This window comes from Nocardia sp. CC201C, from assembly GCF_030010695.1.
GTDB lineage: Bacteria > Actinomycetota > Actinomycetes > Mycobacteriales > Mycobacteriaceae > Nocardia > Nocardia otitidiscaviarum.
The window spans coordinates 1-20,829 of the sequence record NZ_JASCXP010000089.1 but is presented as its reverse complement, the minus strand read 5'-3'; the positions used below and the strand labels follow the sequence as shown (position 1 = coordinate 20,829).

Sequence of the window (20,829 nt, the reverse complement as noted above, 5' to 3'; positions counted from 1 at the left end):
GCAGCAGATTCGGCGCGGCGAGGGCGACCACGGCCAGTCCCACGGCGGCGGTCACGATCATGGTCAGCCTGATATCGGCCCCGGCGCGCTGGGCGGCCGCCCCGGCCAGCGCGCCCGCCAGCGAACCGCCGGAGAACAGGGCGTGGAAGGCCGACATGATGGGACGGCCGTAGCCCGATTCCACCTGCACCGCATGGGCGTTCATGGCGACGTCGAGTGCGCCGAAGCCGATGCCGTAGCCGACCAGCGCCGCCGCGAGGGTGATCGGGCCGGTGGCGAAAGCGGGGCCGATGATCGCCACGGCGGTGAGGGCGGCGGCTACGGCGGTGACCGCGCGGCTGCCGAACCGGTCGGTGAGCGCACCGGCGGCCTGCATACTGCCGATGGCACTGCCCGACATGAGCAGGATCAGCATGCCCAGGGTGGAATGCGACACCCCGGTCCGCTCCGTCACGGCCGGAATGTGCACGAACCACAGGGCGGACACCAACCCGTTCAGGCCGAACACCGCGAACACCGCGGTGCGTGCCGCGCGGAGCCGAGGAGCGGACGTCGGAGCGACCATCGGTCCGACGCTACCGGTCAGCGGAAGCTCCTCGTAACCCCCGTCTTTCGCGGCATCGTCGACGCTCGGGACGGGGCTCCGAACTACTGTGCGTTTCGACCTGTTCGTCCTTGATTCTATTCGGGGGTACCGACAAGTTCGGCGACCGCGACCGCCGCCACCGCAGCCATCCGGTGGCCCGTCCCACCGGTGCCGGTGCGGCCGGAGGGTGCCATCGCGTCGCCCATATCGAGTACACCCGGAATCGGTGGACGAATACATGGTTGAGAAGCGCCCGCGCATTTGCCATTGTCTTGACTGTGGACGCGTTGGCCAGCCTGCTCGAGGGACCCCGCGCGCGTGGCGCGTTCGTCATGCGGTCCTCGTTCGATCCGCCCTGGTCGCTGCGCATCGAAGACGGAGCGCCGCTGACCGTGGTGGCGGTGGTGCGGGGTGGCGGGTGGATCGTGCCCGACGCCGGGGGCGGCAAACCGGTCGCGCCGCGCCCCCTGCGCACCGGCGACGTGGCCGTCTTCCGCGGCCCCGACCACTACACGGTCGCCGACGATCCCGGCACCGCGCCGCAGGTGATCATCCATCCCGGGCAGATCACCACCACCCCCGACGGTGAGGTGCTGTGCGAGACGATGAGCCTGGGCGTGCGCAGCTGGGGCACCGCGGTCGACGCCGAGACCGTGCTGGTCACCGGCACCTACGAGCAGGAGTCCGCGACCGGTCGCAGGCTGCTGCGCGCCCTGCCGCCCATGGTCGTGCTCGGCCGCGGCGAATTCGACTCGCGCGTGCTGGATCTGCTGGTCGACGAGGCCGCCAAGGATCTGCCCGCTCAGGGTGCCATGCTCGACCGCCTGCTCGACCTGCTGACCATCGCCGCGCTGCGCGCCTGGTTCGCCCGCTCCGATGCCCCCGCCTGGTACCACGCCTACGCCGATCCGCTGGTGGGCAAGGCGCTGCGCCTCATGCAGCACAATCCGGCGCACCCGTGGACGGTGGCGGCGTTGGCGGGTGAGGTGGGCGCCTCCCGCGCCGCTCTGGCCCGCCGGTTCACCGAGTTGGTCGGCGAACCCCCGATGGCGTTCCTCACCGAGTGGCGGCTGGCGCTGGCCGCTGATCTGCTGCACGAATCCGATGCCACGCTCGAGACCATCGCCCGCCGGGTCGGCTACGGCAGCGCGTTCGCGTTGAGCACGGCGTTCAAGCGGCATTTCGGCGTGAGCCCGCGCGACCATCGCGACGCGGCGGCGCGGGAGCGCACGGCCTGACGCGGCGGTGCGGTCGTTCGGGTGCGCACCCGATCCCCGCACGGACCGTCGTCGAATCGAGCACCCGCGCGCCCGCCGCGCACCCTGCCACTATCGTCAGCGAGGTGACTTCGGAGCAGGATTACCCGGTGCTGTGGCCGGTTCCGACCCGCTGGGCGGACAACGACCATTACGGCCACGTCAACAACGTGACCTACTACTCGTACTTCGACACCGCGGTGAACGCGTGGCTGATGCACGCCACCGGCACCGATACGCGGGACCTACCCGCCATCGGCATCGTGGCGCAGACCTCGTGCAAATTCCTGGGCTCCCTGAGCTTTCCGGATCAGTTGCAGGTCGGCATCCGCATCGCCCGACTCGGGAATTCCAGCATCAGCTACGAACTCGCCATCTTCCGTGAGGCAGGGGATACGCTCAAGCTCGCCGCCACCGGCACATTCGTGCACGTCTACGTGGACGAGGTGACCCGGCAGCCGATCGAGATCCCCGCCATCATCCGCGCGGCCGCCGAACCCCTGGTGGTCAGCGAGATCCTGGAATCGGAGGCGGCCGACGCCTGATGCCCGCGCGGTGGCGGGATGCGCTTCCGCCACCGCGATCCGGCGACCCGGTCGATCTCGGCGGGTCAGACCCGACCGAGCAGGGTGAGCGGATCCTCCACCAGCGCGGCCACACTCGCCAGGAAGCGCGCCGCCTGCTCGCCGTCCACCAGCCGGTGATCGAAGCTCAGGCCGAGCGTGGTCACCCAGCGCACCGCGATCTCGTCGCGGTGCACCCACGGCCGCTTCCGGATGGAGCCCAGGCACAGGATCGCCGCCTCGCCCGGATTCACCAGGGGCACACCGGTATCCACGCCGAAGACGCCCACATTGGTGATGGTGAAGGTGCCGCCGGTCAGCTCGTGCAGGGTCGCCGTCCCGGATCGCGCGGCCTCGGCCAGACGGCCGATCTCCCCGCACAGATCCCGCAGGCTCAATGCCTGCGCCTCCGCGAGATTCGGCACCAGCAGCCCACGCTCGGTGGCGACCGCGATACCCAGATTCACATAGTGTTTGGTGACGATCTCCTGATTCGCCTCGTCCCACACGGCATTGAGTTCCGGGAATTCGCTCAGCGCGACCAGCGTGGCCTTGGCGACCAGCGCCAGCGGTGTCAGCGAGAGACCCGCGAAGCTCGGCGTGCCACGCAGGTGGTCCAGCAGCTCCATGGACCCGGTGAAATCCGTGGTGACGAAGGTACTGGCCTGCGGGATGTCCCGCGCGCTGGCCACCATCGCCGCAGCCGTGCGCTTGCGAATTCCGCTCACGGGCGTGCGGGTTTCCCGCTCGGCGGGCACCGGACGCACCGCGGACTCCGGCCGCATGGACGGCACCGGCGGCGCGATGTGAATCGGCAGCTGCCCACCGTCGTCAGCGCGCCTCGCCACCCCGCCCCGGCCTGCCGTGCGGTCGGGTGCGTTCCCGGAGGTGGCCGCACCATCCGGTGTCGACGCCGCCTCCCGCGCTCGCTGTACATCGGCTACCATGATGGCCCCGTCGGGCCCGGTCCCCGTCACCGCTGCAAGATCGATCCCCAACTCCCGAGCCAACTTTCGCGCCGCCGGTATCGCGGCGGGCCGCCCCGCCGCCCCGGTTCGCTCCCGCCCCAGCCCCTCGGTACCGTCCCGCGCGTCCCCGAGCCCGCGCGCCGTCGCGCTTCCGATCGCGCCGTCCCCGGCCGCGTCGCGGGTGGCTCCGACGCCCGTGTCGCGGATGGGCCGGGCGTCCGTGGCTCCGGTGTGCGCGGTACCGGTGATCCCGACGTCCGGGCCCCGAGTGCTCCCGGCGGCCGCCTCACGGGTGGCTTCGGACTCCTCGCCGGCACCGGTCGGTGACCAGCCTTCGGGGGCATGCGGCTCGGTCGCCGCCGGATCGGTCTCGGCGACATCCGTTCCCGGTGTCGTCGCGACGTTGCCGTTGGCACTCGAAGCACGCTCGGCCGCAGCGACTTTCGCCGCCGCGGCGCGGGCGCGGCGGGATTGCGGTTCGCTGTCGGGGCCGTAGCCCACCAGTACCGACTGCCGCTCCGGCGCGGCGTCCACCCCGGCGATGCGGATCAGGGGTGCGCCCACCGGCACCGTATCCCCGGGCTCGGCGAGCAGTTCGAGTACCGTGCCCGCGTAGGGGCAGGGCAGCGCCACCTGCGCCTTGGCCGTCTCCACCTCGGCGATGGTCTGGTTCAGTTCCACGCGGTCGCCGACCGCCACCGCCCACGACACCAGTTCGGCGTCGGCCAGTCCCTCACCGAGGTCGGGCAGTCGGAACTCTAGAACCTGCTGATCTTCCACCGGGCAACCTCCGTGGCAGTACGGTCAGGCGGCTAGCGTGCGGTCGACCGCGGCCAGGACGCGGTCGGGGTCGGGCAGGTGGTGCCGTTCGAGCTTAGCGGGGGGATAGGGGATGTCGAAGCCGCCGACCCGCAGCACCGGAGCCTCCAGATGATAGAAGCACCGTTCGGTGATCCGGGCGGCGATTTCCGCGCCCAGCCCGCCGGATACCGGGGCCTCGTGCACCACCACCAGCCGCCCGGTCTTGCGTACCGACTCCGCCACGGTGTCGAAGTCGATGGGCGACAGGCTGCGCAGGTCGATCACCTCCAGCGAATGGCCCTCCGTATCGGCGATCTTCGCCGCCGCCAGTGCGGTGGCCACGGTGCCGCCGTAGGCCACCACGGTGGCGTCGCTACCGGTGACGCACACCCGGGCCCGGTCCAGCGGCAGCCCCTCGCCGCCGTCCAGTCGGTCGAAGTCCACGTCGGCCTTGTCCCAGTACCGCCGTTTGGGCTCGAAGAAGATGACCGGGTCGTCCAGCGAGATCGCCTGCCGGATCATGAGATACGCGTCGGCCGGAGTGCTCGGCGACACCACCCGCAGCCCCGCGGTATGCGCGAAATACGCCTCCGGCGACTCCGAATGATGCTCCACCGACCCGATGCCGCCGCCGTAGGGAATGCGAATGGTTATGGGAGCCAACACCTTTCCCTTGGTCCGGTAGTGGATCTTGGCCACCTGGCACACGATCTGGTCGAAGGCCGGGTACACGAATCCGTCGAACTGGATCTCGCACACCGGCCGCAGCCCGCGCAGCGCCATGCCGAAAGCCGTTCCGACGATCCCGGATTCGGCCAGCGGTGTGTCGATCACCCGGTTGTTCCCGAAATCCTTCTGCAAGGCGTCGGTGACCCGGAAGACTCCGCCGAGGCGGCCGATGTCCTCACCCATCAGCACCACCCGGGGGTCGTCCTCGAGCGCCCGGCGCAGGCCGACATTGATGGCTCCGGCGAATGTCGTCTTCATGACCGGGCTCCCTCCAGGTAGGCGAGGTACTCGCGGCGTTCTTGCTCGATCAGCGGATGCGGGGTGGCGTAGACGTGCTCGAACAGCTCCTCGGGTTCGGGGTCGGGCATGGCGAGGGTGGCCGAGCGCAGCCGCCCGGCCACGTCGTCGGCCCGCGCGCCCACCTGCTGTTCGAAGTCGCTGTCCCACAGCCCTTCCCGCTCCAGCAGCCGCCGCAACCGGTCGATGGGGTCGCGGCGCTGCCACAGTTCGAGTTCCGCCGAGGTGCGGTAGCGGGTCGGATCGTCGGCCGTGGTGTGCGGCCCCATCCGATAGGTGATGGCCTCGATGAAGGAGGGGCCGCCGCCCGCTCTGGCATGGTCGATGGCCTGGCGGGTCACCGCCAGCACGGCGAGCACGTCGTTACCGTCCACCTGCACGCCCGGAATACCGTAGCCGATGGCGCGGGCGGCGAGCGGCGTGGCGCTCTGCACCCGCACCGGCGCGCTGATGGCCCAGTGGTTGTTCTGGCAGAAGAACACCACCGGCGCACCCCAGCTCGCCGCGAAGCCGAGCGCCTCGGCGATATCGCCCTGACTGGTCGCGCCGTCGCCGAAGTAGGCGATGGTGGCGATCTCCGCCCCCTCCAGCTGCGCCGCGTAGGCGTAGCCGGTGGCGTGCAGGCCCTGCGCGCCCACCACGATGGCGGGGTTGGTCATCTTGACCGCGTCGGCGTCCCAGCAGGAGTGCGCGACTCCGCGCCAGAGCCGGGTCTGCTGTTCCGGCGGCACGCCGCGCACGTGGGCGACGCCCGCCTCGCGGTAGCTGCAGAACACGTAGTCGTCGGGGTGCAGGGCGTGCGCCGAACCGATCTGGGCGGCCTCCTGGCCCAGCAGCGGCGGCCACAGTCCGAGTTGGCCCTGCCGCTGCAAGGCGGTGGCCTCCACGTCGATGCGGCGGGCGATCACCATATCGGTGTAGAGCTCGCGCAGGGTGTCGCCGTCGATATCGGCGATCAGCGGGGCGTGTACGCGATCGTGCACGCGGCGGCCGTCGGGCTGTACGAGCTGCACCGGGTAGGTGGTCTTCTCGGGCATGGGTATCGCCTCCTCGAAGCACCGGTACACGGGTCGCCGGGGGATTGTGTCCCGGTGGGCGAAGGTGTACGTGTCCTGTATCACACAGCTTCCTCGCTGGGGCGAACTGCGCAAGCCGACGCGCGGCAACTGTGCAGAATGCTCGGTAGAACGGGCTGGGCTCATGGCAAACTGATTCCTATGTCCAGTAGGGAGCCGGTGGGCGGGGCAATCGACGCCACCGATGCGCGCATGTTGCTGGAGCTGGTCGCCAACCCGCGCGCGACCGGTGTCGAACTGGCGGCGCGTCTGGGCCTGTCCCGCAATACCGTGCAGGCCAGACTGGCCCGCTGGGAGGCGGCCGGGCTGCTGGCCAGCGTCGAGCGGCGAGTGGACCCGCGGGCGCTGGGCTATCCGCTGGCGGCCTTCGTCGCGGTGGTGGTCGATCAGCATCGGCTCGATGCGGTGGTGGCCGAACTCGCCGAGATCCCCGAGGTCACCGAGGTGTGCGGGATGACCGGGCCGACCGATCTGACCGTGCGGGTGGTGGCGCGCGACGCCGACGACCTGTACCGCATCACCGGGCAGATCCTGAAGATCCCGGGTGTCGAGCGCACCAATATGGCCCTGGTCATGCGGGAACTGGTGGGTCCGCGCACGACCCCGCTGCTGGATCGGCTCGCCGGAGCGAACGGGGTGGCCGCCCGGGCCGTCGAGTGAGTCCCGGATACCGTGCCTTATGGATGTTTCGGGCAAGGTAGCCATTGTCACGGGTGCGGGATCGGGGATCGGGGCGGCACTGGCCGCGACGCTGGTGGCCGCGCATGCGCGGGTGGTGCTGGCGGATATCGACAAGGCGGCCGTGCGGGAGGTGGCCGATTCGCTGGGGGCGGCCGCGGTCGCGGTGGCGGGAGACGTCGCCGACGAGGCGGTGATCCGTGAGTTGATCGACCGGGCCGAGCGTGAATTCGGGCCGGTGGACCTGTATTTCGCGAACGCGGGCATTTTCGGCGGCCGCGGCCTGGATAGCGCCGAGGCGCAGTGGGAGGCCGCGCTGGATGTCAATGTGTTGGCGCACGTGCGGGCGGCGCGGCTGCTGGTGCCGGGGTGGCTGGAGCGGGGCGGCGGCTACTTCGTCTGCACCGCCTCGGCGGCCGGGCTGCTCACCCAGATCGGTTCCGCCCCGTACGCGGTGACCAAGCACGCCGCGGTCGGGTTCGCGGAATGGTTGTCGGTTACCTACGGGGACAGTGGGATTCGCGTGAGTTGCGTGTGCCCCATGGGTGTGGACACCGCGCTGCTGCGGGCGGGCACCGAGAGCGCCGACGCGGCGGCCGCGGCGGAGACGGCGATCCGGGCCGTGGTCACGGCGGGCAAGGTGCTGTCCTCGGACGAGGTGGCCGATGCGATCCTCGCCGGTGTCGCCGCCGAGAGCTTCCTGATCCTGCCGCATCCCGAAGTGCTCGACATGTACCGATTCAAGGGCTCCGACTACGACCGCTGGCTGGCGGGCATGCGGCGCTACCAGCATTCGCTGGAGAGCTGAACCGCCGCGACCGGCTCCGGAATTTCAGTCCAGTTCCGGGGGATTGGCTGGAGACCGGCGGTCCGGTCCGAGGTCAAAATGACCCGATGAGCAGCACCGAAGTGGAGAACGACACCTCTCCGGACCTCTCCGTCGGCCTCGGTCAGCCGATCGGGGCCGGGATCGTCACCGCGCTGGTGGGATTCACGAGTTCGTTCGCGGTGGTGCTGGCGGGCCTCACCGCCGTGGGTGCGACCTCGGTGCAGGCCGCCTCCGGCCTGATGGCGGTCTGTATCACGCAGGGTCTCGGGATCTTGTTCCTGAGCCGCCGCTACCGGATGCCCATCACGCTGGCCTGGTCGACGCCGGGGGCGGCGCTGCTGGCCAGTACCGGGGCGGTGGCGGGCGGCTGGCCCGCGGCGGTGGGCGCGTTCGTGATCACCGGTGCGCTCATCGTGGTGACCGGATACTGGCAGCGGCTCGGCGCGCTCATCGCGGCCATTCCGGTGGAGATCGCCCAGGCCATGCTGGCGGGTGTGCTGTTGCCACTGTGCCTCGCGCCCATGCACGCGCTCACGGTCAGCCCGGCGGTGGTGGTGCCGGTGATCGTGGTGTGGCTGGTGCTGCAGCGCTACGCCGCGCGCTGGGCGGTGCTGGCGGCGTTCGCGGTGGCGGCGGTAGGCGCGGGGATCGAGATCGCGGTGCGGGGGCACGGCCTCGAGCTGTCGGCGATGGTGCCCAGGTTCGAACCGACCGTGCCGCACTGGAGTTGGCAGGCGATGATCGGTCTGGCCGTGCCGCTCTACATCGTCACCATGGCGGCCCAGAACATACCCGGCACGGCGGTCATGAGTTCCTTCGGCTACCGGGTGCCGTGGCGACCGGCCATGACCGTGACCGGGCTGGGCACCATGCTGGGCGCACCCGCGGGCGGGCACGCCATCAATCTCGCCGCCATCAGTGCGGCGCTGGCGGCGGCGCCCTCCGCCCATCCCGATCCCAAGCGCCGCTGGGTCGCCGCGGCGTCGGCCGGAGCCACCTACCTGCTGCTGGCGCTGGTCTCCGCCGCCCTGGTCGCCCTGGTGGCCGCCGCCCCCGACGGCGTTCTGGAAACCGTTGCGGCCCTGGCTCTCATCGCCACCCTGGCATCGGCTCTCACCGCCGCCCTAGCCCCCGCCGAACACCGCCCCGCCGCCGCCCTGACCTTCCTCGTCGCGGCCTCCGGCATCTCGCTGCTCGGTATCGGCGCGGCGTTCTGGGCGCTGGTCGCCGGGCTCGTGGTCCGCTGGTTTCTCCGCCCGACCGACTGAACGGGGCCGGTCCGATCGGCGCGGCGGGTTCTGGCCGGGGTGGCGGACCGGTCGGTCTTGCGGGAAGCCACGGACCACCGCGGCCCGCGCCGCGGGTCGCGATGGCGGTACCGGTCGTCGGGCGAGTCGTCGTGCGACTGACCGCTACCGCTCTGCGAGTGGGCGCGGTGGTGCTGGTAGGTGGGTGGGCCGCTGTGCGAGAGGGCGCGGTGGTGCCGGTCGATCGGCGGGCAGCTGCGCGGGCGGGTCGGGGCTGCGTAGGGTGGTGGGCATTCGGGTGTGCGTGCTGGAATTCTGCGACGAGGAGTGGGCTTGAGCGCGGTATTGATTTCGGCGGAGGAACTGCGGGAGTTGTTGTCGCAGGCGGATTCTCGGTTGCGGCTGTTGGACGTGCGCTGGGCGCTGGGGGATCCGGACGGGCCGCAGCACTATCTGGACGGACACATTCCGGGCGCGGTGTTCGTGGACCTGGAGACCGAACTCGCCGCGCCGCCGTCCCCGGCGCGCGGTCGGCATCCGCTGCCGGAGCTCGCCCAGTTGCAGAAGTGCGCGCGCAGCTGGGGTGTGCGCACCGGCGACACCGTCATCGCCTACGACGCCACCGGCGGGATGGCCGCGGCCCGCGCCTGGTGGCTGCTGCGCTGGGCCGGTGTCCCCGATGTCCGCATTCTCGACGGCGGTCTCCCCGCCTGGGAGCGCGTGGGCGGCACGCTCGCCACGGGTGCCGAACCCGACCCCGCCCCCGGCGACGTGGTCCTCACCCCCGGCCACCTCGCCACCATCGACGCCGACACCGCCGCCGCCTGGCCCGGCCTGCTCCTCGATGCCCGCGCGGGCGAGCGCTACCGCGGCGACACCGAACCGGTCGACCCCCGCGCGGGCCACATCCCCGGCGCGCACAGCGCCCCCACCGCCGAAAACCTCACCGCCGAAGGATATTTCAAACCAGCCGCCGAACTGCGCTCCCGCTTCACCGCCCTCGGCGACGGCAAGGTGGCGGTCTACTGCGGCTCCGGCGTCACCGCCGCCCACCAGGTAGCCGCCCTCGCCGTGGCCGGCATCGACGCCGCCCTCTACCCGGGTTCCTGGTCCCAGTGGTCCAACGACCCGAAACGCCCGGTGGCGACCGCCTGAGCAGTACGCCCGGGTGCGTTCCGGATCGGTTCGATGCGATGCCGGTTCGGCCGCCTGCGACGATGGCCGGGCCGGGGCTCAGCGGGCGCACCCGTCCACCAGGTCAGGGGCACCCGGTGGCGACGCGTCGCAGGACCGCCTTGTCCGCGGTGGTGATGGGTAGGTTGTACTGCCTGGCGGTGGTGAGGTACTTGGCCGCGTAGAAGCAGTGGTTGGCGGCGGCGGGTGGGAGCCATTCGGCAGGGGTGCTGTCGCCCTTGTCCTGATTGGTCTTGCCCTCGGTGGCAAGGAGATTGAAGTCGAGGTCGTTGGCGAAGCGGATGCGGCGGTCCAGCGGCCACCCGTGGGCACCCATATCCCAGGCGGCGGCCAGCGGGTAGACGTGGTCGATCTGGACGGTACCGGCATCGGCCTTCTCGAAGGTGAGGCGGCGGCCGGTGTACGGGTCGTCGAGGATGCCCGAGACCACCACGCAGGTGCTGCCGGGGCGGAATCCGATCTCGGTCAGCTGACCGGCCAGCACGTTGTTGCGGGTGTCGCAGCCGTCGTGACCGCCGGGCGCGTCGTGGTCGTCGGTCCACGCCGGACCGAAGACGCAGCCCTGACCGGCCTTGCAGCCGCGTTCGTACCCACCCGGTCGCGGCCGAGTCGGCAGCACGTGCACGTGGTCGAGCAGTTGCTCGAGCTGCGCGCGCGAGGGACTGCCGGGTGCCGGACCGGCCCGCGGGCCGATCGCCGAGCAGCCGCTCAGCGCGATCAGTACCGCGCTCAGTCCGGCGAGCCATCGGCACCGCCGGTCGAGCGTGGCCGTGTCACCGGTCCGCACCCCCACGGCCGCCGCTCGTGCCGTCCGCCGAATCCCGCTCAGAATTCGCACATCTCACATCTACCCGTGTAGTCGCACGCCACGCGGGTTTTCCAGGACTTCGCACCGGTTCCGTGTTCTCGCACCGGTTGCGGGGGACTACAGCCAGGCTCGCGCCAGCAGATCGTCGGCCGACGTCTCCGACATCTGCGGTGGCATGCGGGTGGCCGCGATCGTCTCGCACCGCGCGCCATCGTGTCCGATCAGCCACGATCCGCCGCGGTCCTCGCACTCGGCGATCTTGGCGAAGGTGGTGAGCAGGAACTGGATGGCGTCGCGCGGATCGGCCGTGCGGGCCAACCGCTGCGATTCCCCCGGTCGGGACAGATCCAGCCACACCCCCGATTGGCCGTCCAGGCGCATCCCCACGATCTTCGTCGTGTCCACGAAAGTGAATTTCCGCCGTTCCCACGGCGTTGTGGGCGTGAAGCTCTGCTCGAGCACTTGGAGCAGAATCGTCATCTTCACGGCCTCCCTCGGTATCGAGTCGTCGCGGCCCTGGCTGGTGCCGCGATGGATTGTCGCCGGTGCGTCCCGCTCGATCGCCGCTGAAGCGCAGCAGCCACCGTCCACGCGCGGTGACCAGCGGATATCCCAGTATGTTCCAAAATCGCCCGGTTTGGTATCCCCTCGGCGCGCCGGGTTTCAGACGAGTTCCAGACCGCCGTCCACGGTGATGACCTGACCGGTGATCCAGCTGGCCGTCGGTTCGCTCACCCGCAGCATCCAGGCCGCGACCTCGGCCGGTACCCCGCGGCGGCGCAGCGGGATGCGGGCGGTCTCCTCCCGCTTGATCGCGGCCACCACCTCGTCGGCGAGCCCGGCCGCCGTCAGTGCCTCGCTCTCGGTCGGACCGGGGGCCACGGCATTGACCCGCACGCCGTCACCCGCCAGCTCCAGCGCCCAGCTGCGGGTGAGCTGTTCGAGGGCGGCCTTGCTGGCGCCGTAGTGGGCGGCTCCCGGAATCGGCCGATGTCCGTAGGTGCTCGACACATTGACGATGCTGCCCCGGGTCGCGCGCAGCTGCGGCAGCGCGGCGGCGGCGAGCAGGCTCGAGGCGGTGACGTTGAGCGCGAACAGATCCGCGACGCGCGCGGCCGACACCTCGGCCAGCGGCATGGCCGCGGTGGCACCGGCATTGTTGACCAGCACGTCCACCCGTCCCCACCGGTCGACGGCGGTGTCGACGATCGCGGTGGCGGCCTCCGCGCGCCGCAGATCGTGGGCGATCACCTCGATGGCCGGATGTTCGGCCGCGGTCCGCTCCAGCACGTCCCGCCTGCGGCCGACGCCGAGCACCGTGGCGCCCGCCCGGGCGTACGCGATCGCGGCCGCCCGTCCGATTCCGGTTCCGGCTCCGGTCACGATCACCACGCGGTCGTCGAAGCTACCCATATCGCATCCTTTGTTCGATGTTCGTAGAACGTCGAACAAAGTAGCATGGGCGGTATGCGCGAACCACAGCATCCGTCGGCCTCCGATATCGAGCTGACGGCCGTGCTGGCGGCACTGAGCGATCCGATCCGGGTCGGCCTGGTGCGCGTGCTGGCCGACGACGTCGAGCGCGGGTGGGGCGAACTGCGCGCCCCCGTCGCCAAATCCACACTGAGCCACCACCTTCGGGTGCTCCGCGATGCCGGGATCACGCGGACCCGGCAGGAGGGCACCCGCTGTTACGTGGTGCTGCGCCGCGATGATCTCGATCAGCGGTTCCCCGGTCTGCTCGACTCGATTCTGGACGCCGCGACGACCGACGACGTGGGCCGCCACGTCGGGCTCGCCGGATAGCGCCGCTACGTCGGGCTCGCGGGACAGGGCCGCTACGTCGGGTTCGCGGGACAGGGCCGCCACGTCGGGCTCGCCGGAGCGGGCTCCCGCCTCGCGCGGACCGGATCGGAACCGGCGCTCAGCCGAGGATGTGCACGGCGATCAATCCGTCGCCCCGCTCCTCGACGCGGACGCCGGTCAGATCGGCGACGTGCGCGGTCGGGTCGTGGGCGACCGCGCGCGCTCCGACTCCGACGACCCGCATGCCCGCCGCCTTGCCCGCGGCGATTCCCGCCCCGGAGTCCTCGAAGACCAGGCAGTCCCCGGGTGGCAGCCCCAGTTCGGCGGCCGCCTTCAGGAAGCCCTCGGGATCGGGCTTGCTGACCGTGACCGATTCGGCCGTGATGCGGACGGCCGGTACGGGCAGCCCGGCCGCACCCATGCGCGCCTCGGTGAGCGCGACATCCGCCGAGGTGACCAGGGCGTGCGGGAGGTGCGCGACGGCCGCCAGGAAGGCCGGTGCGCCGGGGACCGGCACCACGCCGTCCACGATGGTGGTCTCCTCCCGCAGCATGCGGGCATTGTCGGCGTGATTGAGCTCCATGGGCCGGTCGGGCAGCAGCGCGGCCATCGTCGCCCACCCCTGCCGTCCGTGCGCCACCGCCAGCACCTCGTCGATCGGCAGGCCCTGGGTGGCGGCCCAGGTTCCCCACAATCGCTCCACGACTGCTTCGGAATTGACGAGGGTGCTGTCCATGTCCAACAGGAGAGCGCGGGCGGTGAGCGTGGCGTTGACCGTCATGTACTGGTTATAACCACGCTTGCCATGCGGGGCAATGCGTTTCGGGGAAGCACACGTCAGGCCAGCGGAACTGCCGCGTCGACGGTGGCCGCCGATCGTCATCGGCACGCCGAAACGCGGTCTCGCTCAGCGCGGATCGACGGCGGCGAGAATGGCGGCGCGGGTGGTTCGGACGGCGTCGCGGTGGGCGGCCGTGGTCGTCGGGTTGTCGCCCAGCGCCAGGTATTCGAGGAGTAGGCCGCGATGAACCGCGAGGATGCGGGAGGCGAGGGAGCGGGCGGTTTCGGGAGGGGTGCCCGCGGTTTCCATGGCCGCCGCCAGGGGGGTCAGCCATTCGGTGACGACCGGGTCGAGGAAGCGGCGGCGCAGGTCGTGGTCTCGGGTCGCGGCCGCGTAGATCTCGAAGAACATGGCGGTTCGGCGGCGGCCCTCCGGGAGGTGGGCCTGGCTCCAGGCGTAGTCGAGTCCCTCGGCGACAACGTCGGCCACATGTTCGGCGGTCGGGGGAAGAGCCGAGGAGAACGCTCGGATGCGGGACAGGAGTTGCCGGGAGATCGTCAGGTAGTCGTCGAGGGTGCGGTCGACGATCTCGGTGATCAGGGCTTCCCGGCTGCCGAAATGGTGCAGGAGATTGCGCGTCGAGGTCCCGAGGTGCTCGGCCAGCGGGCGCAGCGTGAGCCCGAACAGCCCGTGCTCGTCCGCGTAGTCGCGGCATCCGTCGAGGAGTTCGCGCCGTCGTCCGGCGTCTTTGGGGCGGCCCATGCGGGCCAGTTTATACTACGACCGTTACATGAAACGATCGTGGAAGGAATTGGAATGCAGGACGTCACCAGAGACGACATCGCCCGCTGTTTCGTGAACAGCTCCCGCAGCGGCGTCCGAACGATGACCTTCCCCCGCGACCTCGATGACCTGCCCTGGCCGGAACTGGACTACGTCGGCTGGATCGACTCGCGTGCGCCCCGCCGCGCCTATCTGGTCGCCGAGCACGCCGGGCGGCTGGTCGGCATCGAACTGCGGGCGGCGAGCACCGACGGCTCCCGGCCGCGAACGGGCATGTGCGAGCTGTGCCACGCGGTCCACCGCGTCGGCGGGACCAACCTGTTCACCGCGCGCAAGGCCGGCGCCGCGGGCAGGGCGGGCAACAGCGTAGGCACCTACGTGTGCGCCGACTTCTGCTGTTCGCTGTACGTGCGCGGTCGCAAACCGCTCGGCGGCAACCAACCCGAACAGGCATTGCCCACCGTGACGCGCATCGCGCACCTCGTCCGGCGTATCGACGGATTCGTCGCCCGTGTACTGGGGTGACCGGGGCGTCCGGCGGTCGGCGCGGGCCGGACGTTGACCTGTCGGACCCGGCTGATTTGATGGGCGGATGCTGCACGGACTGTGGTCACCGGGGTCCGGGCTGGTGCTGTGGCATCCGCCGGGCGCCGATGCCGGGGCGGTCGTGGGCGAACTACCGGATCCGTTGGGGTCGATCGTGCGGACGGCGCGGTTCCGGCATCGGGCCGAGGTGCTGGTGCCGGGTGCGGGCGGGCCGGAATTGGTCACGGTGCGCGGGCACGCCTTGGCTCCCGAGACGGCGGCGCCGGTGCTGTTGCAGGAGTTGCCACCGCGGCGGGTGGCGGGGGATCTACGGTTTCTCGCGCATGTGGCACGCGGTATCGACCGCTGGGTGGGAGCCGGTCGGGTCGTGCCCGAGGTGCGCCGCGACGACGGCGACTGGTGGGTGCGCTGGCGGCTGCTGGGCGGCCAGCGGCAGCGCGCATGGCTGGCGGAACTGGCGGTCGCCATGCCCGCCGCGCTGCGCACCGTGGGGCGGCCGTCCGCGCTGCTGGAGGACTTCACCGGCGAACTCGCCGACCCGATAACCCGGCTGCGACTGGCGGCAGCGGCGCCATCGCGGCTGGCCGGCGGGGATTCGGCCGACACGCCGAGTAATGCGATCCGTCCCTCGGTGGGGACCACCGGCACCGCGGTGATCGGCGGATCGGTCCGCACCGCCGGAGCCGCCGCCACGCCCACGGGCGGTGAATCGGATCGGAACACCTCCCGTGCGGTGGGGGCCGGATCGCGCGTGAGTCGCGCTCGGCGGGCCGAGGCACTGCGAAACGCAGGCTCGGCGGCCGACGATCCGGAAGCGTTGACCGCGGCATTGCGGGACAGCCTGGCGGCCGAGGAGGGCTACCTCGGGCCGGACGACCGTCCGGTGCACGCCACCCGGGTGGGCCCCCATCCGCTGCTCGCCGCGCTGGTGGGAGACGGGCCGCTGGAGGTCGGGTCGTATCGGCTGGCGTCGGTGCTGGAGGACTGGCGGACGAGTCTGACCGCCGACGAACCCGAGCTGGTGCTGCGACTGCTGGAACCGCCCGACGCGGAGGCCGAGGCGGCGGATGTGCTGTGGCGGCTGGAGGTGTGCCTGCACACCGAGGGGGAGGCTCCGCAGCCGGTGCTGCTGCCGGGCGACCCCCAGGCGGTGCGGGTGGCGGGGGAGAAGCTGGCCGCCGCCAAGCAGGCGTATCCGCGGCTGCGCGATCTGCCCGGCGACCCGCACAGTATGGATCTGCTGCTGCCGACCGAGGTCGTGATGGATCTGGTGGCGCACGGGGCGCAGGCGCTGCAATCGGCCGGGGTGCGGCTGCTGCTGCCGCGCGCCTGGAAGATCACCACGCCGAGCCTGCGGCTGCGGGTGCAGAGCCCCGCCGCGACCGAAACAGCGGTCGGGCTCCAGGGTTTGGTGTCCTACCGGTGGGAACTCGCGCTCGGCGACACTGTGCTGACGCCCGCCGAGATGGCGCGCGTCATCGCGGCCAAGTCGGATCTGGTGCAGCTGCGCGGGCAGTGGGTGCAGGCCGACCACCGCGTCCTGGCCGCCGCCGCGGAGTACGTCTCGGGTCGCGCCGACGACACGCCCACCACCGTCGGCGGCCTGTTCGCCGAACTCGCCGCCAACCCGGTGACCCGCGTCCCGCTGGCTTCCGTTACCGCGACCGGTTGGGCGGCAGAGCTTTTCGACGCCGACCATCCGACCGAACCGATCGACCCGCCCGCCGGGCTGAAAGCCGAACTGCGCCCGTACCAGCAGCGCGGGCTCACCTGGCTCGCCACCATGTCCCGCCTCGGCTGCGGCGCTGTCCTAGCCGACGATATGGGCCTCGGCAAGACCATCCAGGTGCTGGCGCTGCTGCTGCACGAACGCGAAACCTCTTCTGCCCGGCCGAAACCCGTGCACCGGGTGGCCCCGCGTGCCGAGCCGGGTCTGGCGGCCGGTGATCCCGCGCCCGTCACCACCGCGACGAGCCCGGCCCTCGGCGCGGGTCCCGCCCCCACCCTGCTGGTGTGCCCCATGTCCGTGGTCGGCAACTGGCAGCGGGAGGCGGAGCGGTTCGCGCCGGGGCTGCGGGTGCTGGTGCATCACGGTGCGGGTCGGCGCAGTGGACCAGAATTCGATGCGGCCGTGGCGGATTCGGACCTGGTCGTCACCACCTACGCGCTGCTGGCCCGCGATGTGGAGGAGTTGAAGCGGCAGGGGTGGCAGCGGGTGGTGCTGGACGAGGCGCAGCACATCAAGAACGCGGCGACCCGGCAGGCGCGCGCCGCCCGCGCGATACCGGCGCGGCATCGCCTGGCGCTCACCGGAACCCCGGTGGAGAACCGGCTGGAGGAACTGCGTTCCATTCTGGATTTCGCCAATCCGAAACTGCTGGGCAAACCCTCGGATTTCCACGCCCGCTTCGCGGTGCCCATCGAGCGCGAGCGTGACGAGAACGCGGTGGCCCGCCTGCGCGCCATCACCTCCCCGTTCGTGCTGCGCCGGGTCAAGACCGATCCGGCGGTGATCTCCGATCTCCCCGAGAAGATCGAGATGACGGTGCGGGCCAACCTCACCGTCGAGCAGGCCGCCCTCTACCAGGCCGTGCTCGACGATATGACGCAGAAGCTGAAGGCCGCCAAGACCAAGGAGGATATGGGCCGCAAGGGCGCGGTGCTGGCCGCGCTGACCCGGCTCAAGCAGGTGTGCAACCATCCCGCGCACTTCCTCGGCGACGGTTCCGGCGTGCTGCGCCGCGGCCGGCACCGCTCCGGGAAGCTGGCCCTGGTCGAGGACGTGCTCGAGGCCGTCCTCGCCGACGGTGAACGCGCCCTGCTGTTCACCCAGTTCCGCGAGTTCGGTGAACTGGTGGCCCCCTTCCTCACCGAACGCTTCGGCGTGGAGGTCCCCTTCCTGCACGGCGGCGTCCCGAAGCAGCGTCGCGACGCCATGGTCACCCGTTTCCAGGAGTCCGGCGGCCCGCCGCTCATGCTGCTCTCGCTCAAGGCGGGCGGCACCGGACTGAATCTCACCGCCGCCAATCATGTGGTGCACCTGGACCGCTGGTGGAATCCGGCGGTGGAGAACCAGGCCACCGACCGCGCCTTCCGCATCGGCCAGCGCCGCGACGTGCAGGTCCGCAAGCTGGTGTGCGTGGACACCATCGAGGAGCGGATCGACGACATGCTGTCCGGCAAGCGCCAACTCGCCGATCTCACGGTGGGCGTGGGCGAGAACTGGATCACCGAGCTCAGCGACGATGAACTGCGCGACCTGTTCGCGCTCGGCTCCGAGGCGGTGGGGGAGTGAGCGGACAAGCGCGGAGACGGCGGCGCGGCGTAACCACGCAGCGCGCCGCTCACGCCCGAAAGGACACAGCGTGAGCGACCGCGTCGACTACAGCACCTTCGGCAAGCGCCGCCCGGTGCGCGGCGGCGTCGAATCCCGCAGCCAGCGCGGCGGTTTCGCCACGACCCGTTGGGGCCGCGCCTTCCTGGAGGCCGTCGAGCAGGTCGCCGATCGCGGTCGGCTGACCCGCGGCCGCACCTATGCCCGCGCCGGGCAGGTCGTCAGTTATCACCTGGAGCCCGGCGCGGTGCACGCCGAGGTGCAGGGCAGTCAGCCGCGCCCGTTCACCGCCGTCCTCACCATGCGTCAGCTGCGCGACGACCGTCTGGACGAGCTCGTCGCCGCCGTACGGCAGACGCCCGGTATGCTTGCCGAGATCGCTTCGGGCACACTGCCTTCCGCACTGGGTTCGCTCCTCCTCCCGACCACCGTCAGCGAACTGGACTTCGCCTGCTCCTGTCCGGACTCGGGGTGGCCGTGCAAACACGTGGCCGCCGTCTGCTACATCCTGGCGGAGCGGTTGGACGACCATCCGAAGGATCTGCTGACCCTGCGCGGCGTGGATCTGGAGACCTTGATCGGCGCGGTGCAGCGTGATTCGAACCCGCCGGAGCAGGTGGATATCTACGGCGAGGAGTCCGCGCTCCCCGCGCTCCCGCGCCCCGACTTCCACCCGGCCCCCGAAGATCTCGACCCGGCCCTACTACGCCGAGCCCTGCGGATGACGGCGGAGGACGAGCCCACAGCGGAGACGGGCCTGCGTCACCTCCGCGCGCTCTATCGCGCCCTGCGCTGACGCCGCGCGCGGCGATGCCGCCTATTCACCGCACGGCGACCCGCCGCGACCGCCGTTCCGGTTCGGCGTTCTCGGCGAGCCGGTCGAACCGGTAGTCGCCCAGATCGAAGTGACCGGCTCGCCACGCCGCTTCCACCGTGCTCATCGGCTTGAGCGGCACATCGCCGTTCTTGTCGAAGTAGTAGCTGTTGGCCAGTGCGCAGCTGTCCTGCCAGAACACCTGGGTGCCACGGCGATTCAGCATCTCGCGGAAGAATCGCGCATTGGCCTCCGGCGTGATCTCCACCCGGGTCGCCCGCCGCTCGCGCGCGTTGCGCAGCAGTCGCAGGATGTGCCGGGTCTGCATTTCGATGAGCGCGAAGTACGACGACCCGTTGTACCCGTACGGCCCGATGATGGAGAAGAAGTTCGGGAATCCGGGCACGCTCACGCCCTCGTAGGCTTGCAGCCGATTGTCGTCCCACCAGTCCTCCAGCCGCGCGCCGCCGCTGCCGTGCAGGTCGAAGGTCGGCATATTCCCCGACTCCATGACCTTGAAGCCGGTCGCCATGATCAGCACGTCGACCGGGTGGTGATTCCCGTCGGCGGTGCGCAGTCCGGTCTCGGTGACCTCGGCGATCGGATCGGTCTCCAACCGCACGTTCGATCGGTTGAAGGTGGCGAGGTAGTCGTTGGAGAATCCGGGCCGTTTGCAGCCGAGGGCGTAGCGCGGTGTCAGCTTGTCGCGCACCTCGGGATCGTGTACCTGATCGCGCAGGTGGGCCAGTCCGACCCGCTCGCCCACCTTGGCGATGGGCAGCAGACCGTAGTAATGCGCGCTGAGCGGGAAGGTCAGTTCGACGAAGGTCTGACTGGCGAGCCGGGTGAGCAGCTGACCCCCGGGCAGCCGCATGAGCAGGCGGACCGCCCCGGGCAGCTCCCGGTCCGGTCGCGGCAGACACCAGATGGGCGTGCGCTGGAAGACGGTCAGATGGGCCACATCGGGGGCGATCTCCGGAATGATCTGTACCGCCGATGCCCCGGTGCCGATGATGCCCACGCGTTTACCGCGCAGATCCTGCCCGTGATCCCAGCGCGCGGTGTGCATGACGATCCCGGAATACCGTTCCACCCCCGGGATTTCGGGCAGTTTGGGCCGGGTGAGCACGCCGGTGGCCCCGACCACGTAGCGTGCCGTGATCTCCTCGTCCGCGGCGGTGCGCAAGCGCCACAGGTGCAGGTCGTCGTCGTAGTCGGCGCGGGCGATGGTGGTGCCGAATCGGATTCGCGGTCGCAGCCCGTACTTGCCGACGCAGTGTTCGGCGTACGCCTTCAGTTCCCGACCGGGCGCGTAGATCCGGGACCAGCCGCGCTGCTGTTCGAACGAGTACTGGTAGCTGAACGACGGAATGTCCACGGCGATACCGGGGTAGGTATTCCAGTGCCAGGTGCCGCCCACCCCGTCGGCCTCGTCGACGATCAGGAAGTCGTCGAAGCGGTGCTTGCGCAGCATGATCGCGACGCCGATGCCGGAGAATCCGGCACCGATGATGACGATCTCGTGGTCGACGACGCTGGCGTTCATGAGGTCTCCTCGGCGTAGATGACGCAGTCCACCCGATGCTCGATGCCGTCCACGGTGCGGATGCCGCGCGGTGCGAGCCGGGCGATCGGCCAGGTGATGAGCCGGACATGGGGGCGGTGCAGGGCCCGGTAGTAGTGGCTGTGCCAGGTGACCGGGGCGGGTGATTCCGGGGTGAGCTGGCGGCGGG

General features: G+C 70.8%; 20 protein-coding genes and 1 pseudogene. 10 read left to right on the top strand and 11 right to left on the bottom strand.

Going from position 1 to position 20,829, the window contains the following annotated elements; all coding sequences use genetic code 11:
- On the bottom strand, window positions 1–565 hold a 565-nt coding region (locus tag QK444_RS12395; protein WP_282779863.1), incomplete at its 3' end, for an MFS transporter.
- Window positions 566–864: 299 nt separating this feature from the next.
- Between QK444_RS12395 and QK444_RS12390 the strand changes: the two genes are divergently transcribed.
- Together QK444_RS12390 and QK444_RS12385 are read left to right on the top strand one after the other, a co-directional pair.
- Window positions 865–1,824, top strand: a complete 960-nt coding sequence (locus QK444_RS12390; protein ID WP_282779862.1) for an AraC family transcriptional regulator — start codon at window positions 865–867, stop codon at window positions 1,822–1,824.
- 104 nt (window positions 1,825–1,928) lie between these two features.
- A complete protein-coding gene (locus tag QK444_RS12385; protein WP_282779861.1) occupies window positions 1,929–2,387 on the top strand; it encodes a thioesterase family protein in 459 nt (152 codons plus the stop codon).
- Between the two features lie 65 nt (window positions 2,388–2,452).
- On the opposite strand, the gene QK444_RS12380 is transcribed toward QK444_RS12385, so the two are convergent.
- Genes QK444_RS12380 through pdhA form a run of 3 tightly spaced genes read right to left on the bottom strand, consistent with a single transcriptional unit; the run spans window position 2,453 to window position 6,237 of the window.
- Complete coding sequence (locus QK444_RS12380; protein ID WP_282779860.1) at window positions 2,453–4,153, bottom strand: dihydrolipoamide acetyltransferase family protein; 1,701 nt, start codon at window positions 4,151–4,153, stop codon at window positions 2,453–2,455.
- A 24-nt stretch (window positions 4,154–4,177) separates the two neighbouring features.
- A complete protein-coding gene (locus tag QK444_RS12375; RefSeq protein WP_282779859.1) occupies window positions 4,178–5,161 on the bottom strand; it encodes an alpha-ketoacid dehydrogenase subunit beta in 984 nt (327 codons plus the stop codon).
- The gene (pdhA, locus tag QK444_RS12370; RefSeq protein ID WP_282779858.1) at window positions 5,158–6,237 is read right to left on the bottom strand and encodes a pyruvate dehydrogenase (acetyl-transferring) E1 component subunit alpha; all 1,080 of its coding nucleotides are present in this window, start codon (window positions 6,235–6,237) and stop codon (window positions 5,158–5,160) included. Before pdhA ends, QK444_RS12375 begins: the two co-directional genes overlap by 4 nt.
- A 180-nt stretch (window positions 6,238–6,417) precedes the next feature.
- On the opposite strand from pdhA, the gene QK444_RS12365 reads away from it, so the two are divergent.
- The 4 genes from QK444_RS12365 (at window position 6,418) to QK444_RS12350 (ending at window position 10,185) form a co-directional block, all read left to right on the top strand.
- Window positions 6,418–6,936, top strand: coding sequence for an Lrp/AsnC family transcriptional regulator (locus tag QK444_RS12365; protein WP_282779857.1), 519 nt, complete (start codon window positions 6,418–6,420; stop codon window positions 6,934–6,936).
- A gap of 19 nt (window positions 6,937–6,955) precedes the next feature.
- Window positions 6,956–7,762: an SDR family oxidoreductase gene (locus QK444_RS12360; protein ID WP_282779856.1), complete on the top strand. Its 807-nt coding sequence runs from the start codon at window positions 6,956–6,958 to the stop codon at window positions 7,760–7,762.
- Window positions 7,763–7,848: 86 nt separating this feature from the next.
- Window positions 7,849–9,051 (top strand): benzoate/H(+) symporter BenE family transporter, encoded by a 1,203-nt coding sequence (locus QK444_RS12355; RefSeq protein ID WP_282779855.1) that lies wholly within the window; start codon window positions 7,849–7,851, stop codon window positions 9,049–9,051.
- Between the two features lie 324 nt (window positions 9,052–9,375).
- Entirely contained in the window at window positions 9,376–10,185 is an 810-nt protein-coding gene (locus QK444_RS12350; protein ID WP_282779865.1) for a sulfurtransferase, read from the top strand.
- 103 nt (window positions 10,186–10,288) lie between these two features.
- Here the strand turns inward: QK444_RS12350 and QK444_RS12345 are convergent, their stop codons facing one another.
- From QK444_RS12345 to QK444_RS12335, 3 genes are all read right to left on the bottom strand, one after another.
- Entirely contained in the window at window positions 10,289–10,957 is a 669-nt protein-coding gene (locus QK444_RS12345) for an HNH endonuclease family protein (RefSeq protein ID WP_282779864.1), read from the bottom strand.
- 192 nt (window positions 10,958–11,149) lie between these two features.
- A complete protein-coding gene (locus QK444_RS12340) occupies window positions 11,150–11,512 on the bottom strand; it encodes a hypothetical protein (RefSeq protein WP_029925743.1) in 363 nt (120 codons plus the stop codon).
- Window positions 11,513–11,695: 183 nt separating this feature from the next.
- Complete coding sequence (locus QK444_RS12335) at window positions 11,696–12,445, bottom strand: SDR family oxidoreductase (RefSeq protein WP_282779854.1); 750 nt, start codon at window positions 12,443–12,445, stop codon at window positions 11,696–11,698.
- Between the two features lie 54 nt (window positions 12,446–12,499).
- Between QK444_RS12335 and QK444_RS12330 the strand changes: the two genes are divergently transcribed.
- Complete coding sequence (locus tag QK444_RS12330) at window positions 12,500–12,838, top strand: helix-turn-helix domain-containing protein (protein WP_282779852.1); 339 nt, start codon at window positions 12,500–12,502, stop codon at window positions 12,836–12,838.
- Window positions 12,839–12,956: 118 nt separating this feature from the next.
- On the opposite strand, the gene QK444_RS12325 is transcribed toward QK444_RS12330, so the two are convergent.
- Entirely contained in the window at window positions 12,957–13,619 is a 663-nt protein-coding gene (locus tag QK444_RS12325; protein WP_282779850.1) for an HAD-IA family hydrolase, read from the bottom strand.
- 126 nt (window positions 13,620–13,745) lie between these two features.
- Window positions 13,746–14,381 carry a TetR/AcrR family transcriptional regulator gene (locus tag QK444_RS12320; RefSeq protein WP_282779849.1) on the bottom strand — a complete coding sequence of 212 codons (636 nt, stop codon included), beginning with the start codon at window positions 14,379–14,381 and terminating at the stop codon, window positions 13,746–13,748.
- A 54-nt stretch (window positions 14,382–14,435) separates the two neighbouring features.
- On the opposite strand from QK444_RS12320, the gene QK444_RS12315 reads away from it, so the two are divergent.
- The 3 genes from QK444_RS12315 to QK444_RS12305 all read left to right on the top strand — a co-directional run bounded on the left by QK444_RS12315 (window position 14,436) and on the right by QK444_RS12305 (window position 19,078).
- Entirely contained in the window at window positions 14,436–14,927 is a 492-nt protein-coding gene (locus QK444_RS12315) for an FBP domain-containing protein (RefSeq protein WP_282779847.1), read from the top strand.
- Between the two features lie 67 nt (window positions 14,928–14,994).
- Window positions 14,995–18,243 (top strand): DEAD/DEAH box helicase, encoded by a 3,249-nt coding sequence (locus QK444_RS12310; protein WP_282779845.1) that lies wholly within the window; start codon window positions 14,995–14,997, stop codon window positions 18,241–18,243.
- A 70-nt stretch (window positions 18,244–18,313) separates the two neighbouring features.
- The gene (locus QK444_RS12305) at window positions 18,314–19,078 is read left to right on the top strand and encodes an SWIM zinc finger family protein (protein WP_282779843.1); all 765 of its coding nucleotides are present in this window, start codon (window positions 18,314–18,316) and stop codon (window positions 19,076–19,078) included.
- A gap of 25 nt (window positions 19,079–19,103) precedes the next feature.
- On the opposite strand, the gene QK444_RS12300 is transcribed toward QK444_RS12305, so the two are convergent.
- Both QK444_RS12300 and QK444_RS12295 read right to left on the bottom strand, forming a co-directional pair.
- Window positions 19,104–20,642 carry an NAD(P)/FAD-dependent oxidoreductase gene (locus QK444_RS12300; RefSeq protein WP_282779841.1) on the bottom strand — a complete coding sequence of 513 codons (1,539 nt, stop codon included), beginning with the start codon at window positions 20,640–20,642 and terminating at the stop codon, window positions 19,104–19,106.
- Window positions 20,639–20,829: pseudogene (locus QK444_RS12295) on the bottom strand (4-hydroxyacetophenone monooxygenase); the annotation flags it as partial. The gene QK444_RS12300 and the pseudogene QK444_RS12295, both read right to left, overlap by 4 nt.

Excerpts from the sequence above, each read along its gene's own strand:
- QK444_RS12310 (WP_282779845.1), top strand. The coding sequence starts at position 14,995 with ATGCTGCACGGACTGTGGTCACCGGGGTCCGGGCTGGTGCTGTGGCAT.
- QK444_RS12315 (WP_282779847.1), top strand. The coding sequence starts at position 14,436 with ATGCAGGACGTCACCAGAGACGACATCGCCCGCTGTTTCGTGAACAGC.
- QK444_RS12365 (WP_282779857.1), top strand. The coding sequence starts at position 6,418 with ATGTCCAGTAGGGAGCCGGTGGGCGGGGCAATCGACGCCACCGATGCG.
- QK444_RS12325 (WP_282779850.1), bottom strand. The coding sequence starts at position 13,619 with ATGACGGTCAACGCCACGCTCACCGCCCGCGCTCTCCTGTTGGACATG.
- QK444_RS12340 (WP_029925743.1), bottom strand. The coding sequence starts at position 11,512 with ATGACGATTCTGCTCCAAGTGCTCGAGCAGAGCTTCACGCCCACAACG.
- pdhA (WP_282779858.1), bottom strand. The coding sequence starts at position 6,237 with ATGCCCGAGAAGACCACCTACCCGGTGCAGCTCGTACAGCCCGACGGC.
- QK444_RS12320 (WP_282779849.1), bottom strand. The coding sequence starts at position 14,381 with ATGGGCCGCCCCAAAGACGCCGGACGACGGCGCGAACTCCTCGACGGA.
- QK444_RS12335 (WP_282779854.1), bottom strand. The coding sequence starts at position 12,445 with ATGGGTAGCTTCGACGACCGCGTGGTGATCGTGACCGGAGCCGGAACC.
- QK444_RS12300 (WP_282779841.1), bottom strand. The coding sequence starts at position 20,642 with ATGAACGCCAGCGTCGTCGACCACGAGATCGTCATCATCGGTGCCGGA.
- QK444_RS12360 (WP_282779856.1), top strand. The coding sequence starts at position 6,956 with ATGGATGTTTCGGGCAAGGTAGCCATTGTCACGGGTGCGGGATCGGGG.
- QK444_RS12375 (WP_282779859.1), bottom strand. The coding sequence starts at position 5,161 with ATGAAGACGACATTCGCCGGAGCCATCAATGTCGGCCTGCGCCGGGCG.
- QK444_RS12355 (WP_282779855.1), top strand. The coding sequence starts at position 7,849 with ATGAGCAGCACCGAAGTGGAGAACGACACCTCTCCGGACCTCTCCGTC.
- QK444_RS12330 (WP_282779852.1), top strand. The coding sequence starts at position 12,500 with ATGCGCGAACCACAGCATCCGTCGGCCTCCGATATCGAGCTGACGGCC.